Origin of the sequence: Nocardia sp. CA-136227, from assembly GCF_050955695.1 — a bacterium.
In the GTDB taxonomy this organism is placed as follows: Bacteria; Actinomycetota; Actinomycetes; order Mycobacteriales; family Mycobacteriaceae; genus Nocardia.
On record NZ_CP192081.1, the window covers coordinates 7,547,754 to 7,563,273 of the forward strand.

Annotated in this window: 13 protein-coding genes; 8 read left to right on the forward strand and 5 right to left on the reverse strand. The window is 69.4% G+C overall.

What is annotated here, in order from left to right:
• Window positions 1-100 precede the first annotated feature (100 nt).
• A complete protein-coding gene (locus ACQP06_RS34920) occupies window positions 101-1,528 on the forward strand; it encodes a threonine/serine ThrE exporter family protein (protein ID WP_433669380.1) in 1,428 nt (475 codons plus the stop codon).
• On the opposite strand, the gene ACQP06_RS34925 is transcribed toward ACQP06_RS34920, so the two are convergent.
• On the reverse strand, window positions 1,474-2,100 hold the full coding sequence (locus ACQP06_RS34925) for a GDSL-type esterase/lipase family protein (protein WP_433669381.1): 627 nt from the start codon (window positions 2,098-2,100) through the stop codon (window positions 1,474-1,476). The two genes, ACQP06_RS34920 and ACQP06_RS34925, sit on opposite strands and share 55 nt — an antisense overlap.
• Window positions 2,101-2,296: 196 nt before the next feature.
• Here ACQP06_RS34925 and ACQP06_RS34930 point away from each other — a divergent pair, with 196 nt between their 5' ends.
• Entirely contained in the window at window positions 2,297-4,738 is a 2,442-nt protein-coding gene (locus ACQP06_RS34930; protein ID WP_433669383.1) for a lysylphosphatidylglycerol synthase transmembrane domain-containing protein, read from the forward strand.
• An 18-nt stretch (window positions 4,739-4,756) separates the two neighbouring features.
• On the opposite strand, the gene fadD5 is transcribed toward ACQP06_RS34930, so the two are convergent.
• Window positions 4,757-6,322 carry a fatty-acid--CoA ligase FadD5 gene (gene fadD5 / locus ACQP06_RS34935; RefSeq protein WP_433669385.1) on the reverse strand — a complete coding sequence of 522 codons (1,566 nt, stop codon included), beginning with the start codon at window positions 6,320-6,322 and terminating at the stop codon, window positions 4,757-4,759.
• Window positions 6,323-6,605: 283 nt separating this feature from the next.
• Here fadD5 and ACQP06_RS34940 point away from each other — a divergent pair, with 283 nt between their 5' ends.
• The 5 genes from ACQP06_RS34940 to ACQP06_RS34960 all read left to right on the forward strand — a co-directional run bounded on the left by ACQP06_RS34940 (window position 6,606) and on the right by ACQP06_RS34960 (window position 12,533).
• Window positions 6,606-7,580 carry an NAD(P)H-dependent flavin oxidoreductase gene (locus ACQP06_RS34940; protein ID WP_433669387.1) on the forward strand — a complete coding sequence of 325 codons (975 nt, stop codon included), beginning with the start codon at window positions 6,606-6,608 and terminating at the stop codon, window positions 7,578-7,580.
• Between the two features lie 158 nt (window positions 7,581-7,738).
• On the forward strand, window positions 7,739-7,906 hold the full coding sequence (locus ACQP06_RS34945; RefSeq protein ID WP_357098794.1) for a type II toxin-antitoxin system VapB family antitoxin: 168 nt from the start codon (window positions 7,739-7,741) through the stop codon (window positions 7,904-7,906).
• Between the two features lie 184 nt (window positions 7,907-8,090).
• Window positions 8,091-10,916, forward strand: coding sequence for an acyltransferase domain-containing protein (locus tag ACQP06_RS34950; RefSeq protein ID WP_433669389.1), 2,826 nt, complete (start codon window positions 8,091-8,093; stop codon window positions 10,914-10,916).
• A gap of 56 nt (window positions 10,917-10,972) precedes the next feature.
• Entirely contained in the window at window positions 10,973-11,362 is a 390-nt protein-coding gene (locus tag ACQP06_RS34955; protein WP_433669390.1) for a hypothetical protein, read from the forward strand.
• Between the two features lie 7 nt (window positions 11,363-11,369).
• A complete protein-coding gene (locus ACQP06_RS34960; RefSeq protein ID WP_433669392.1) occupies window positions 11,370-12,533 on the forward strand; it encodes a cation:proton antiporter in 1,164 nt (387 codons plus the stop codon).
• A gap of 9 nt (window positions 12,534-12,542) precedes the next feature.
• Here the strand turns inward: ACQP06_RS34960 and ACQP06_RS34965 are convergent, their stop codons facing one another.
• From ACQP06_RS34965 to ACQP06_RS34975, 3 genes are all read right to left on the reverse strand, one after another.
• Entirely contained in the window at window positions 12,543-12,938 is a 396-nt protein-coding gene (locus tag ACQP06_RS34965) for an RNA-binding S4 domain-containing protein (RefSeq protein WP_433669394.1), read from the reverse strand.
• 16 nt (window positions 12,939-12,954) lie between these two features.
• Window positions 12,955-13,563: a C40 family peptidase gene (locus tag ACQP06_RS34970; protein WP_433669395.1), complete on the reverse strand. Its 609-nt coding sequence runs from the start codon at window positions 13,561-13,563 to the stop codon at window positions 12,955-12,957.
• A gap of 284 nt (window positions 13,564-13,847) precedes the next feature.
• A complete protein-coding gene (locus ACQP06_RS34975; protein WP_433669396.1) occupies window positions 13,848-14,102 on the reverse strand; it encodes a hypothetical protein in 255 nt (84 codons plus the stop codon).
• 156 nt (window positions 14,103-14,258) lie between these two features.
• Between ACQP06_RS34975 and ACQP06_RS34980 the strand changes: the two genes are divergently transcribed.
• A complete protein-coding gene (locus tag ACQP06_RS34980) occupies window positions 14,259-15,443 on the forward strand; it encodes an AAA family ATPase (RefSeq protein WP_433669397.1) in 1,185 nt (394 codons plus the stop codon).
• Window positions 15,444-15,520 lie beyond the last annotated feature (77 nt).

A 15,520-nucleotide genomic window follows, 5' to 3' on the forward strand; every position in this document is an offset into this window, starting at 1 on the left:
ATTCGAATTGCTACGAGGTTGCCCTATTCGAAAGGCGAGGACGACGAGTCAGTCCCGGCACCATCCCCAGCACCGGCGCGCCACCCGCGGGCAGGCCGCCGTGTCGCGCGGTCTGTACGAGGTCACCCGCCGGGCCGCCGGATCGATGGACCGCTGGCTGCGCCGGGTGAGCGCCGACGCCTCCGCGCCCGCCGATCAGGCCCCGCCGCCGGAGGAACCGCCGATCTCCGCCGATCTGCTGGATCTGCTGCGGCACATGGGCGTCGCGCTCATCCGCTCCGGCGAGACCACCACCATGGTGCAGGACATCCTCGACGATCTGGCCCACCGCTACGACGCCACCGAGGTGCACTTCTTCGTGCTCCCCACGGGAGTGTTCGTGCGCGTGCAGGATTCGCGCGGCTCGGCGGTGGACCTGCTCGAGGCGGACTCCGGCACCCTGCGCCTGGATCAGATCGCGGAGCTCTACCGGCTCATCGACCGGATCAAGCGGGAGGTGCCACCGCCCGCCGAGGCCACCGCCGACCTCGCGGAGATCCTCACCTCCCCGCAGCCGACGCCGGTGTGGCGGCTGCTGCTCGGCAATGTGGTGCTCACCGTGGGACTGGGCCTGATGCTCAACCCCACCTCGACCGCGCTGCTCGGCTATGTCGTGCTCGGACTCATGGTGCAGCTGCTGATCATGGGCGCCGACCGGTTCCGGCTGGTGTCGACGGGCCTGCCGGTGCTGGCGGGCGCGGTGGTCACCTTGCTGTCCTTCGGTTTTCCGAACGCGCTGGGCGGCGGCAATCCCTCCCAGCTGCTGGTGCCCGCGGTGTCGAGCCTGCTGCCGGGCGCCATGCTCACCACCGGCTCGATCGAACTGGCCACCGGGTCCATGATCGCGGGAGCCAGTCGCACCATCTACAGCTTCAACAAGCTGATCCTGCTCGCCTTCGGGGTGCTGGTCGGTCTGCAGCTGCTGGGCGACCGGGCGACTACGGTCGCGCCGCAGCCCGGGCACGGATTGGGTTGGTGGACACCGGCGCTCGGTGTGCTGCTGATCGGGCTGGGGCACAGCTGGCGGGCCAGCGCACCGCCCAAATCCCTGCCCTGGCTGTTGATCGTGCTGTACGCGGCGTTCGCGGGCCAGCAGGTGGGCACGCATCTCGGCGGCGGACTGCTCGGCTCGTTCCTGGGCGGCATGATCGCGGTGCCGGTCGCCTACCTGGTGCAGCGATACCGCAACGCGCCGCCGACGCAGGCGGTGTTCCTGCCCGCCTTCTGGATGCTGGTGCCCGGCGGCATGAGTTTGAGCGGGGTGTCGGATCTGATCACCCGCAACGACCCCAACAGCCTGCACATCCTGGTCACCGCGGTGCTCACGGTGCTGGCCATCGCGCTCGGGGTGCTGGTCGGTTCCGGGCTGGTGGCCTCCACCCGGCAGCCGCGGCTGGAGGGCATGGTGGACCAGTGGCTGGGCCCCGGCGAGAATCAGCGCACGACAGGCAGTTCCGAGCCTGGATCGGCGAGCCAGAGCAGCCAGTGAGGGGCGAGCAGGGCGGCGAATTCGTCGTAGCCGGTCGCGCTCGGGTGGAAGCCGTCACCGGCGGCGATATCGCGCATCCAGATCCGGTTCTCACGTAAGGGCTGATGGGCCCGCAGGTAGGGCGCCTGCGCCTGCTCGCACAGCTCGGCGTAGCGGACGTCGAGGTCCAGCAGCCGGGCATTGTGCTCGTCGTCGACGTTCGGCGGCGGCGCGACCACCATTGCCCGCCAACCCTTTTCCCGCGCCCGGCGCAGGATATCGGCCAGATTGCGCACCGACTCCGCGGAATCGACTCGGGGACGCCCGTTCTCGAACTGGGTGTCGTTGACGCCGGTGGAGATCACCACCCGGCAGTCCGCGCTCGCGGGCAGCCGGGGCGCGCATTCGGCCTCCCACCGCCCCCGTAGCTCGGTGCTGTTCTCGCGGCGGATCCCCAGGTTGTAGTAGGTCAGAGGCTGCCCGGCCGCAGTGGCGCGGGCCGCCAGCCGCCCCGCCCACCCCAGGCATTTATGATCACCGACCCCGGCGACGAATGACTCCCCCAGAAAGCAGACACGCAGATCGAGCACCACGGGCAGATCCTCGCACGCCGGTCGAACCGCCGCCCGATCCTCGGAATAAGCCGCAAAAACCGATACCGGAACCGGGCGCGGCGGAGGCTTCGGGCCGGGCTTGTCGGGCAGTGTCCGACGCACGGGTTACGGTTAGCGGCGTCAGCCGACCCTGGGACCACAGCCGTTCCCACGATCCGAAAGCGCGAACTAGGACATGCGAGTCGACGGGCGGGAGATTCCCGTCTCCGGCAGCCTGCTGCAGCCGCGGATCCGCCGAACCAGTGACATCCTGCGCGTCGTGCTGTCCGCACTGTCGGTGGCCGTGGTCATCGCGGGATCGCTGATCAGCAGGCCGCAATGGGAGGCGCTGGAAGGATCGGTCTCCAAGATCGTGGGGTTCTTGACCCCGGAACAGTCCAACCTGGTCTACATCGTCTACGGCATCGCCGTGCTGGTGCTGCCCTTCGCCATCCTGGTGCGGCTGGTGCTGCGCCGGCAGTGGAAGCTGCTGGCGGGCTTCACCTCGGCGGGCCTGATCGCGCTGGCGCTGTTCTCCATCACCGACAGTGGCTTCTCCGCGCCGCGCTGGCATCTGTCCGCACCGGGGCAGGTCAACACCTTCCTGTCGCAGTTCCTCGACGACCCGCGCTGGATCGCCATGCTGGCCGCCACGCTCACGGTGGCCAGCCCGTGGCTGCCCGCCCGGGCCCGGCGCTGGTGGTGGACGCTGCTGCTGGCGTTCGTGCCGATCCACCTGTTCGTCTCGCTGGTGGTGCCCGCCCGCGCGGCGCTGGGCCTGGTGGTGGGCTGGCTGGTGGGCGCGGTGATCGTGCTGGTGGTCGGTACTCCCGCGCTGGAGGTGCCGCTGGCCGCCGCGGTGCGGGTGCTGGCCCAGCGCGGCATCCGGGTTACCGCGTTCACGGTGCTGCGCCCAGCCGCCCGTGGGCCGCTGGTGCTTTCGGCCTCGACGACGCCGCAGGCGGAGCTGAGCGCCTCGCCCAACGGCCCGACCGGCGCGGCCGAGACCGGCGAATCCGCGTCCCCCGATGACGAATTGATCGTCGAGATGTACGGCGCGAACCAGCGCAGCCGCGGCATGCTCCAGCAGTTGCGGCGCTGGCTGACGATTCGCAGCGGCGAGTATCCGGCCCCCTTCGCGTCCATGCGGCGCGCGGTCGAGCACAAGGCGCTGATGGGATTCGCCATCGCCGATCTGGGGCTGGCCAGCAACAAGCCGCTCACGGTGGCGGCGCTGGACCGCGGCTGGACGGTGTACGCGCACACCGTGCCCCAGGGCCACCCGCTCACCGCCGCCGACGGCGAAGCCGCGCTGACCCGGGTGTGGCAGGCGCTGCACCGCATGCACCAGGCCCAGATGTCGCACGGCGATCTGCGCACCGACGAGATCCGCATCCTCGATGACGCCGTCCTCTTCGGCGGCTTCGTGCAATCCGAATTCGGCACGTACCAGGTGCGTTTCGACTCCGACGTGGCGCAGCTGCTGCTGTCTTCGGCGAACCTGTTCGGCACCGGTCCGGCGGTGCGGACCGCGCTCGAGGTGCTCGACAAACAGGCCGTTCTCGACGCCTCGGCCCGGCTCACCAAGACCGCCATGCCCGCCCACGTCCGCAAGGCCGTGCCGGACGCGGGCGATCTGATGAAGGACATTCGCGCCGAGGTGGCCGCGCAGACCGGGCAGGACAAGATCGAGGCCGCGCAGATCAACCGCTTCTCGCGCAACCAGATCATCCAGCTGGTCCTGCTGATCGGCCTGGTGTACGTGGCCTACCCGTACATCAGCGCGGTGCCGACCTTCGCCTCCGAACTGGGCAACCTGAACTGGGGGTGGGCGCTGCTCGGGCTGACCGTGTCCGCGCTGACCTACGTGGGCGCGGCGATGGCGTTGTGGGCGTGCGCCTCCGAGGCCGTGAAGTTCGGCAACCTGCTGCTCATGCAGATCGCCAACACCTTCGCCGCGACCACCACCCCGGCCGGCGTGGGCGGTCTGGCCTTGAGCGTGCGCTTCCTGCAGAAGGGCGGGCTGGGCGCGGTGCGCGCTACCGCCGCGGTCGCCCTGCAGCAGACCGTGCAGGTGGTGACCCACGTGGTGCTGCTGCTGATCTTCGGCGCGCTCGCCGGAACCTCCACCGACCTCTCGCATTTCGTGCCCAGCGCCACTGTGCTGTACCTGGTGGCGGGCGCGCTGCTGGGCTTGCTGGGTGTGACCATGTTCGTCCCCAAGGTGCGCAAGTGGCTGCTCAACGAGGTGCGCCCGCAGCTGGCGGACGTGCTGGGCCAGTTGAAGGATCTGGCCCGGCGGCCGGGACGGCTGGCCATGATCGTGGGCGGCTGCGCCACCACCACCCTCGGTATGGCGCTGGCGCTGTGGGCCAGTATCGAAGCCTTCGGCGGCAGTACGACTTTCGTGACCGTCACCATCGTCACCATGATCGGCGGCACGCTGGCCTCGGCCGCGCCGACGCCCGGCGGTGTGGGCGCGGTGGAGGCCGCGCTCATCGGTGGTCTGGCCGCGTTCGGAGTGTCGGCGGGGATCGCGGTCCCCGCCGTGCTCCTCTATCGCGTGCTGACCTGCTGGCTGCCGGTGTTCTGCGGCTGGCCGATCATGCGCTGGCTCACCGCCAAAGACATGATCTGAACGACCAGCCGTAGCCGATCAGGCCGAATACTGGTCGCGCAGTGCGACCTTCACGACCTTGCCGCTGGCATTGCGGGGCAGTTCGGGCACCACCACCAGGTGCTTGGGGTGCTTGTAGCGGGCCAGGGACTCGTTCAGGAACGGCTCGAGCTCCTCGAGGGTCAGCTCGTCGATGCCCGCCGCCAGCGCGACCACCGCCACCGGCACCTCGCCCCACTTCTCGTGGGCGCGGCCGACCACGGCGGCCTCGTGGATCTTGGGGTGCGCGAAGAGCACGTTCTCGACCTCGGCGCAGTAGATGTTCTCGCCGCCGGAGATGATCATGTCCTTCTTGCGGTCCACCACGTAGACGAAGCCCTCCTCGTCGCGGCGGACCAGGTCACCGGAGTGGAACCAGCCGCCGTGGAAGGCCTCCGCGGTGGCTTCGGGCTTGTTCCAGTAGCGCTGCATGAGAGTCGGTCCGCGGTAGACGATCTCGCCGATCTCGCCCGGGGCGACATCGTTCATCTCGTCGTCGACGACCCGGACCTGCAGGGTCGGGATGGGCAGGCCGACCGAGCCGAGCTTGCGCAGCGCGTCCTTGCCCTCGAGCACGCAGGTGATGGGTGACAGCTCGGTCTGACCGAAGACCGCCACGTTGAAGGCGTCCGGGAAGCAGTCGGCCATGGCCCGCAGCACCGTGTCCGAGGCGGGGGCCGCGCCCCACGACAGCGCCCGCAGGGCCAGCTTGCGCTGCTTGACGGTGGGCTCCTCACAGATGAGCTGCCACTGCGCCGGAACGCAGAACGCGGTGGTGGCCTGCTCGGCCTCGATGGCGTCCAGGAACTCGGTGGCGTCGAACGCGCCCAGCGGGTGCAGCACGGTGGTGCCGCCGAGCATGAAATACGGGGCGAGACTGCCCAATCCGGCGATGTGGAACAGCGGGGAGGTGCAGAAGCCGATGGAATCGGGGCTGATCTCCAGGGCCCGGATACAGGTCAGCGCCTGCGCGTTCATGTTCGCGTGGGTGAGCACCGCGCCCTTGGGGCTGCCGGTGGTGCCCGAGGTGTACATGATCAGGCAGGGCGTGTCCTCCGGAATGTCCAGCGGCGCATGGGGTTCGCCCGGCTCGGCGAGCAGCTCGTCGTAGCCGAGCACGCCCTCCCCGGACTGCCCGTTGATCACGACCACGGTGGACAGCTCCGCGGCCTGTCCGGCCACGCCCACCGCGAGCGGCCGCAGCACCGAGTCGGTGACGATCGCCCGCGCGCCGGAGTCGGCCACGATGTAGGCGACCTCGGGCGGGGTGAGCCGGAAGTTCACCGGCACCGCGATGGCGCCGAGGGCGTTGATGCCCATGACCGCCTCGATGTACTCGGTGTAGTTCAGCGCCAGGATGAGCACGCGATCGCCGAACCCGACCCCTCGACGGGACAGCGCGTCGGCGAACTTCTCCGACCGCTCGTGCAGCTGCTTCCAGGTGGTCTCCGCGCCCTTGAACTTGAAGGCCACGTGCCCGGGCCGCATGGCCGCGTGCGTGGCGATCTGGTTCACCCAGTGGTTGCGAACCGATCGGATCGGCTCGTCTAGCGGCTGGAAGGTCATGCGGTGTCCTTTCACGCTGATCAACCGTGAGAATACCGCTTAACTTTCTGACGTGACAAGGGTTACAGAGAAGGATTCATCGATAAGTTCTCACCCAGTCATCCAGCAGTTCAGAGGCTGTATTCGGGGGTGTACTACCCGGTTGTCCACAGGCACCCATCCACAGACCCACAGGTGACGGCACTGCGTTTATGCAAACTCCGACTCACATCAGGGTTGTCGCTCCATATGCAACTATGCGAGTATCGGGGCAGTTGCGAGAGGCAGGGAGAGGACAGCGCCCATGGCACTGAAGACCAGATTCACCGAGACCTTCGGAGTGGAGCACCCCATCGTGCAGGGCGGCATGATGTGGGTCGGCCGCGCCGAGCTCGCCGCGGCCGTCTCCGAAGCGGGCGGCCTCGGCATCATCACCGCGCTGACCCAGCCCACCCCCGACGACCTGCGCCGCGAGATCGACCGCGCGCGGGAGCTGACCGACAAGCCCTTCGGCGTGAACGTCACCATCCTGCCGTCGATCAACCCGCCGCCGTACCAGGAGTACGCGCAGGCCATCATCGACTCCGGCGTGAAGATCGTGGAGACCGCCGGCTCCAACCCCGAGCCGTTCCTGCCGTACTACAAGGAAGCCGGGATCAAGGTGCTGCACAAGTGCACCAGCGTCCGGCACGCGCTCAAGGCCCAGAAGATCGGCGTCGACGGCGTGTCCATCGACGGCTTCGAATGCGCCGGCCACCCCGGCGAGGACGACGTGCCCGGTCTGATCCTGATCCCGGCCGCCACCCGGGCGCTCGACATCCCGGTGATCGCGTCCGGCGGTATCGCCGACGCGCGCGGCCTGGTCGCGGCGCTGGCGCTGGGCGCGGACGGCGTGAACATGGGCACCCGTTTCATGTGCACCCAGGAGTCGGCCATCCACCAGACGGTCAAGGAGCAGATCGTCGCCAACTCCGAGCGGGCCACCCAGCTCATCTTCCGCACCATGCACAACACCGCGCGGGTGGCGGACAACGAGATCAGCCGCAAGGTCGTCGAGATCGAGAAGGCCGGCGGCAAGTTCGAGGACGTCCGGGACCTGGTCGCGGGTGCCCGCGGTCGCCGCGTGTTCGAGGAGGGCGACCTGGACGCCGGCATCTGGTCGGCCGGTCAGGTGCAGGGCCTCATCGACGACATCCCGACCTGCGGCGAGCTGGTGTCGCGCATGGTCGCCGAGGCCGAGGCGCTGATCGGGCAGCGACTGGCGGGCATGCTCGGCTGAGACCCGTCGGGATGATTCCGGCGAAAGCCGGTACGTCCCAGACAATTACGACAAGAGCCCTTGGCACTCGTGCCGAGGGCTCTCGTCATTCGGGGTATCCGCGGACGCTGGATCCGTCATGCTTTTCGGTAACGACGGATGCGGCGGAGGTGCCTGAAATGGCAATCACTCGAATCTATCTCGACGACGACGCGCTGCGCCGGACCATGGCCATCTCCGGTGTGTACACCGAACAGGACGCGGTGAACCTAGCACTGCGCTTCTTCAGTACCCACGCCACGGCCGAGGATTTCGACCAGCCCTTTCACTCTCGCACCGCCTCGTAATCCCAGGCGGCGGTGAGCCTCGCGCCGGTTGCGGGGCCGTGCCTGCACGAAAGGTCTTCAGACCGCGAGGAAATCTTGGCAGAATCGCCGGAGTACCTCGACGGCCGACAGCGCGCGGACACGGGAGGGCATTCCTGTGCACCACAGTACGAGAACGACCACCGATCACATCCCGGCGACGAGGGTGTCGATTGTCGGTGTCGGCTGCCGGGCCACCGGCACCGACTTCGACCACGCGTGGTTCGGGCTGGACCGGCTCGCCGCCGTCGGCCTGACCCCGCGCCAGCGCACCACCCTCGAAGCGGCCGTCGAAGCCCTCGACGACTCCGGATTGGGTTGCCTGGCAACGGGTTCCCAGGCGGCGGTCGTGTTCGGCGCGATCGGCGGCACCAATACGGCACACCACCTGTCGCGTGCACTCGACCTGCGCGGACCCAGTCTGACGGTGGACAGCCAGCGGGCCTCACCGCTGGTGGCGGTGGACATGGGCGTCCGGCTGCTGGCCGACGAATCCGTGCCGTTCGTCCTCGCCGGGGGCGTGGATCTCACCCTGCTCCCGGACATCTCGGACCTGCGCCTGCCACTGCCGCGGGGCGCGGGGCTCGAGGGCGGCGACCGCGCGAGCGGTGGCGCCGGGGTGTGCACCGTTCTGGTGCTGCAACGCACCGGCGACGCGCTGCGCACCCGAACCCGCCGGTACGCCGAAATCGGCGGCCCCGGAATCGGTTTCCGCGAGGCGCGCGGTGTGGACGCGCACATCGCCCTCGACGATCCGCGCCGGGGTGGATCGTCCGACGCCGACCGCGGCGAGGAACCGCCCGTCCTCATCCCGGTCTCCGGACCCGACGCCATCACCATCCACCACCTGGCCCTGCGCTGGGCCGTCGCGCTCGGCTCGTACCGATCCCTGCGCGAATTCGCCGCCGCCACCGCCAGACTCGTGCCCGAACCGGCCCGCGCCGCCGTCATCGCGCGCGACGGCATCGAAGCCGCCGCCCAGTTGCGCGCCCTCGCCCGCCGGATCGAGGTGAGCACCACGACGGGTCGCGCCCCGGATCACGCCCGGGCACCGCTGGCGACGCCCGGCGCCGGCCCCGTGACAGCCGCCCCGTTCGCGACGGTCTCCGGGCCCGATGTCTTCACGCCGGTCCGCGAACGTGCCGACGGCGGCGTGCTTTTTCTGTTCCCCGGAACCGGAGACCATCCGCGCATGGGCCGCGCCCTCGCCGCGCGCTACCCGGTCTTCGCCGCCGCCCTCACCAGGGCTGTCGACGCGGTCGTCACGGTGGGCGGGCCGCGAGTGTGGACGCCACGCTACGGTTTCGGTCGGAACGGGCATGTCCCCGTACCGACCTCGGCCCACCCGCACCCGGCGTCGGACCACTCACCGCCGTCCGCGGCCGGCGCCGCATCGAGTCGCGGCGAGGACCGGGCAGATGCCTCGGAGCTCGACGAGACACACTGCGCGGGTGATCTTCCCGATGGGGAGACCGGCAATGGGATCGACGGCGATCTCCGAAACTCCAGTAGCGGCGACGGGGGAGACACGGGCATCCCGGATGGCCGCGATGGGATCGTCTCCGGCCAGATCTCGCTGTTCGTCTTCCAGTACGCGCTGGCGGAATTGCTGGAGTCGTGGGGTATTCACGCGGACGGGGTCGCCGGACACGGTGCGGGCGAGACCGCTGCGGCGGTCGTGTGCGGCGCGCTGTCACTCGAGGACGGGGCGCGGGTCGCGGTGGCGCGAGCGCGGTTGGTGGCCCGGGCCGGTGGCGGCGGGACCGCGGCGGTGCTGGAAGCGACCCCCGCCGAGGTGAATCAGCTGGTCACGCCGATGAGCGCGGAAGTCGCGGTGGCCGCGGTGGACGGCCTCGCGATCACCGTGGCGGGCGAGCCACGGTATGTCGATGTGCTGGTCCGGCGAGCCCATCGGCGCGCCATCTTCGCACAGCGGGTACCCGCCGGATCGGACCACGAACCGCCACACCTGCCGATGGTCCGCGGCCGCGCCCACGAATTGCGCGGCGAGCTCACCGATCTCGCGCCCCGGCACCCATGGTGGCCGCTCTATTCGACCACCCGCCGCGGCGGCGTGCTACGCCCCGACACCCCGGATGGCTCGGCCCACGACACCGGCACTCCCACCCTCCCGACCAGCCCGAACAGCGCGCTCCGGATGGACGGCGCGTACTGGGCCGAGAACGTCTCGCAGACGGTCGAGCTCGCGGCGGCATTGGACGGTGTTGTCGCGGACGGCTTTTCGACCGTGGTCGAGGTCGGTCCCACCTCGGCGCTGACCTCCGCGGTGCGGGAGCGGATCGCGCTGCGGGACGGCGCGTGGCCCGTGCTGGCGGCGGATGACGAGGCGGGGAGTCTGTTGCGCACGATCGCGCGGCTGTATCTGGAAGGGCGGACCGTGGATTGGACCGCGCTGGGTCCGCACACGATCGCACCGCCGCAACGGCAGTGGCGGCGACCGGATTCCGGCGATTCGGGCAGTTGGCCGCGACCCGGGTTCGCCTCGGACGGACATCCACCCGGTCCGCTGTTCCCGGAGGTCGAGATCCGCCCGGAAGGGACGTACGTGGTCGCGGGCGGCCTGGGGCCGCAGGGGGAGGCCGCGGTGCGGTGGCTGCTGGCGGCCGGGGCGCGGGACGTGGTGGTGCTGACCCGCACGCCGCGGCCGCTGCCCGCCCGGCTGACCGGCATGGAGGATCGGATCGTCATGATGCGGTGCGACTGCGCCGACCGCGCCGACCTCGCGACGGCACTGCAGGACATTCGCGAATGCGGATCGGCGGTGCGGGGCGTGGTGCACGCCTCCGGCGCGACGCGACTGGTCGCGGCGACCAATCTGCTGGAGCTGACCGCGGCCGATCCCACGGATTTCGCGGTGCTGCTGACCTCGGCGCCCGGCGCGGGCGGGCCGGAGGCGGTGCGGGAACTCGCGGAAGCGCACATGGATCGGCGGGTCATCTGCGTGGAGTGGGAGGTCGGGCCCGCGGCCTGAACCAGGATCGGCGCAGGCTGAGCCAGGATCGGGACCGGCTGAGGCATGATGACTGGATGACGGATCCCGAGATCACGGTCAAGTGGAAGAAGGAGCCGGACGACCACGATTACCCGGCCGCCGCGGACTACCTCGAGATGCTGGCGGAGCCGGACGTCATCGAGCGGGTCGTCCAGTCGCTGCGCGACGCGCCGGTCACCCACAAGAAGGCCAAGGACCTGTTGCGGGCGTCGCACCTGAAGATCCTGCCGAGCTACAACCCCTATGTGCGGCGCGACCTGGCCAAGATCACGGCCGGGAAGGCGTTGTCGCCGATCCTGGTGGTGCGCGGCGACTTCCGCAAGGGCGTGCCCATGCAGATCGTGGACGGCTACCACCGGGTGTGCGCCATCTATTACACCGACGAGAACATCGCGATCCCGGTGAAGATCGCCCCGATGCCGTGAGCTCGGCGTGAACTTCCAGACCCTCACCCTGATCACCCTGCTCGGACTGGCCGGGCCCTGGCTGGCCTGGCGGCAGTCCTGGCATCTGCCGGTGATCCTGGGCGAGCTGCTGGCCGGAATCATCTTCGGCACCACCGGCTTCGGCCTGCTGCACCCGTCCGACCCGACCTTCACCTTCCTGGCCGACGTCGGCTTCGCGGTGGTCATGTTCGTGGCGGGCACCCACGTGCCGGTGCGCGACGCGGCGATCCGCTCGGCGCTCGGGCGCGGCGCGGTGCGCGCGGTGGCGGTGGGTGTGCTGGCCATGCTCGCGGGGCAGGGCATCGCGGCCTGGTTCGACACCGGGCACGGGCTGCTCTACGCGGTGCTCATCGCCTCGTCGTCGGCGGCCATCGTGCTGCCGATCATCGACTCCCAGGGCCTGGGCGGAAAGCCGGTCCTGGAGTTGACCGCCCAGGTCGCCCTCGCCGACGCGGCCGCGGTGGTCGCCTTGCCGCTGGTGATCGATCCGGGCAATGCGGGCCGGGCCGCCATCGGCGCCCTGCTGGTCGCGGCGGCCGCGCTGATCGTCTACTTCTTTCTGCACTGGCTCGAGGAATCCGGCATCCGGCACCGGCTGCACACCGTGTCCGAGGACCGGAAGTTCGCTCTCGAATTGCGGGTCAGCCTGGCGCTGCTCTTCGCCCTCGGCGCGCTGGCCACCCGCAGTCACGTGTCGATCATGTTGGCGGGCTTCGCCCTCGGCCTGGCGGTGGCGGCGGTCGGCGAACCGCGCCGGGTGGCCAGGCAGCTGTTCGCCCTGAGCGACGGATTCCTCGCACCCTTGTTCTTCGTCTGGCTGGGTGCGCGACTGAACCTGCGCGAGTTCGGCGACCACCCGTACCTGATCCTGCTCGGACTGGCGCTCGGGGCGGGCGCGGTGCTGGCCCACGCGCTCATGCGGGTGCTGGGTCAGCCGGTTCCGCTGGGCGCCATCGCCTCGGCGCAGATCGGGGTCCCGGTCGCGGCGGTCACGGTGGGCACCCAGCTGCATGTGCTGAAACCGGGCGAACCGGCCGCCCTCATGCTGGGCGCACTGGTGACCATTGCCGCGGCCGCCTGGGGAGCCCGATCGGCCGCGACGACGCAATCGGGGAATCCGGCTCCGGTGCAGGGCGATAAGAAGTCCTGATCGACCCGATCAGTCGGATTCGCGACCCAGCAGTTTGTCGGTCTCGCGGCGTTCCCGTTTGGTGGGGCGGCCCGCACCGCGATCGCGGCGCGGGATCAGAGCGGTCAGCTGCGGATCGGGCGGGGGCGGGCTCTTGTCGATCATGCACTGCACCGCCACGGCCGCACCCACCCGTTTGGTGATGAGCTGCTCGACGATGACGATGCGTTCGATCCCATTGACGCGCACCCGGATCTCGTCACCGGGTTTCAGCGAGTGCGCGGGTTTCACCGGCACGCCGTTCACCCGGACATGCCCGGAGCGGCAGGCCGCGGCGGCCGCCGAGCGGGTCTTGAAAATGCGGACGGCCCAGGTCCAAGAATCAACTCGGGCCTGGGCCGTAGTGCTCAGTGGAGCAGGGGTCACGCTCTAGACGATACGGTCACGCCACGACGCGACGCGCGGTGACCACCTGGCCCGCGTGCAGCGGGGTGTAGGAGACCGGGGTGCCGGACTGGACCGCGTTCAGCAACTTGCCGTCGCCGGCGTAGATGCCGACGTGGCCGCCGCCGTTGGTGATGACGATGTCGCCGGGCTGCAGGTCGTCGAAGGAGACCGGGGCGCCGACATTGGACTGCTCGAAGCTGGTGCGGGGCAGCTCGATTCCGGCCTGCTTGTAGGCCCACTGGACCAGGCCGGAGCAGTCGAAGCTGTAGGGACCGGTGGCGCCCCAGGAGTACTGGGCGCCGACCTTGGTCTCGGCCGCGTGCAGGGCGATGTCACCCACAGAGCTCGGCTTGTTGAAGATGGTCGGCAGCTGGAACTGCGGAGCGGGCGCGACCGCCGGGGCGCCGACCTGGGCGCCGCCGCCCAGAGCGCCGGGGGTCTGCAGCGCCGTCGCGGCGTCCTTGACCGTCTGGTTGAACTGCTGCACCTGAGGCGTGAATTCGTCCGGCACATCGAAGTTTCCGATGCCGGGGATCTCGACGGTGGCGGCCGTGGCGGTGATCGCCGGGAAGACACCAGTAGTCGTCGCCGCCATCGCACCCATGACGATGGCACCCTTCACGGAAGCCGGAAGCTTCGATTCCTGCTGCAAGCTGTGCTTACCCACTGAGACGCATCTCCGATCGTGCTGCTTGTAACTTCGCGGGCTGCCTCTCCGATGAAGCAACAGACTCCGCTAAGTCACGAGAAGATTACGACTCGGTCGCCCGGTTGTCCACCCGACACGGGTGGCGTGTCCGATGTTTCCGAAAACGTCCCGCTAAGCGGTCATTTCGGTGTAAAGAGCCATGGATCACGAGACGATCTAGGTGATCGTTCCGGCCGTTATCAACTCTTCGCCTGGGCGCCCCGCTCCAGTTCGGCAATCCGCCGGCGCGCGTCGGCGAGGTCCACTTCCAACTGGCCCAGGGCCATCACCAGCGGTCCCACCGCGAGGTCGGCCACCAGCTGCGGATCGTCGTACCCGCGCTCGATGGCGACCAGGATGTTGTTGCGGATGCGCGCGGCGACCACCGCCTCGGCGGGGACGTTCCAGGACTCGACCACCTCCGCGACGGTGGGGGGTACGACTTCTTCCGACATGAACCCTCCTGCCCTGGATCCCAACGAATCAGGCATAAGGGTAGAGACCCCCGGCGACACCGCGGGCACATGTGCCGCATGCCGGTCGATAGCTGCGTCTAGGGGCCACCGTAGATACCCGGATAATCCGTGATTCCCGCGCTACGGTTGGGCCGCATGGACCCCGTCAAGAATCCGTACGCGCCCGGCGCGGGGCAGCGGCCACCGGAGCTCGCGGGCCGGGACCGGCAGCTCGCGGCCTTCGACATCGTGCTGGAACGGGTGGCGAAGGGCAGGCCGGAGCGCAGCGTCATGCTCACCGGACTGCGCGGGGTCGGAAAGACGGTGCTGCTCAACCAGCTTCGCTCCGCGGCTCGTACCCGCGGCTGGGGCACCGGCAAGCTGGAGGCACGACCGGATCAGGAACTGCGGCGGCCGCTGGCCTCGGCGCTGCACATGGCGGTGCGTTCCCTGGCTGTGGGACACCGCAATCCGGAGCAGGTGGACGATTTCCTGGGGATTCTCAAGGCTTTCGCGCTGCGCTCCACCGCCGACAAGGGCATGCGGGACCGCTGGAACCCGGGCATCGACGTGCCCGCGGTGACCGGGCGCGCCGACTCCGGAGACATCGAGATCGACCTCGTCGAGCTGCTCGTGGAGGCGGCGGCGCTGGTGCGCGATCACGGGATCGGGATCGCGGTGTTCATCGACGAGATGCAGGATCTCGGGGCCTCCGACATCTCCGCCATCTGCGGGGCCTGCCACGAATTGAGCCAGGACGCCGCGCCTTTGATCGTGGTCGGGGCGGGGCTGCCGCACCTGCCCGCGGTGCTGACCGCGTCCAAGAGCTACTCCGAGCGGTTGTTCTCCTATCACCGGATCGATCGGCTGGATCGGGAGTCGGCGGACCAGGCGTTGATCGCGCCCGCCGAGCGGGAGAGCGTGGAGTACTCGACGGAGGCGCTGGACGCGCTCTACAAGAAGGCCGACGGCTACCCGTACTTCGTGCAGGCGTACGGCAAGGCGGCGTGGGACGCGGCGGCGCGGAGTCCGATCTCGGCCGAGGACGTGGCGGTGGCGTCACCCGCCGCCGAAGAAGAATTGGCGGTCGGTTTCTTCGGTTCCCGCTACGAACGCGCAACGCCCGCCGAGCGTGAATACATGCGCGCGATGGCCGATCTGTCCGGAGACGACGGACCGGTCGCCACCTCGGCGGTCGCCAACGAATTGGGGCGAAAACCTGCGTCTCTGTCCCCGGCCCGGGACGGGCTGATCAAGAAGGGACTCATCTATTCGGCCGAGCGCGGCACCATCGGATTCACGGTTCCGCATTTCGGCCGCTATCTCCGTGGCGTGCAATAGGAAAAGGTGAACGGTGGATCTACCCCTACCGGTGGGTAACAAAGGCTCCTACACTCGAATGTGATTCTCATCACGGT

What these genes read in the sequence shown, in the direction of transcription:
- ACQP06_RS34930 (WP_433669383.1), top strand. Translation starts at nt 2,297, where the DNA reads ATGCGAGTCGACGGGCGGGAGATTCCCGTCTCCGGCAGCCTGCTGCAG.
- fadD5 (WP_433669385.1), bottom strand. Translation starts at nt 6,322, where the DNA reads ATGACCTTCCAGCCGCTAGACGAGCCGATCCGATCGGTTCGCAACCAC.
- ACQP06_RS34940 (WP_433669387.1), top strand. Translation starts at nt 6,606, where the DNA reads ATGGCACTGAAGACCAGATTCACCGAGACCTTCGGAGTGGAGCACCCC.
- ACQP06_RS34945 (WP_357098794.1), top strand. Translation starts at nt 7,739, where the DNA reads ATGGCAATCACTCGAATCTATCTCGACGACGACGCGCTGCGCCGGACC.
- ACQP06_RS34955 (WP_433669390.1), top strand. Translation starts at nt 10,973, where the DNA reads ATGACGGATCCCGAGATCACGGTCAAGTGGAAGAAGGAGCCGGACGAC.
- ACQP06_RS34970 (WP_433669395.1), bottom strand. Translation starts at nt 13,563, where the DNA reads ATGGGTGCGATGGCGGCGACGACTACTGGTGTCTTCCCGGCGATCACC.
- ACQP06_RS34975 (WP_433669396.1), bottom strand. Translation starts at nt 14,102, where the DNA reads ATGTCGGAAGAAGTCGTACCCCCCACCGTCGCGGAGGTGGTCGAGTCC.
- ACQP06_RS34980 (WP_433669397.1), top strand. Translation starts at nt 14,259, where the DNA reads ATGGACCCCGTCAAGAATCCGTACGCGCCCGGCGCGGGGCAGCGGCCA.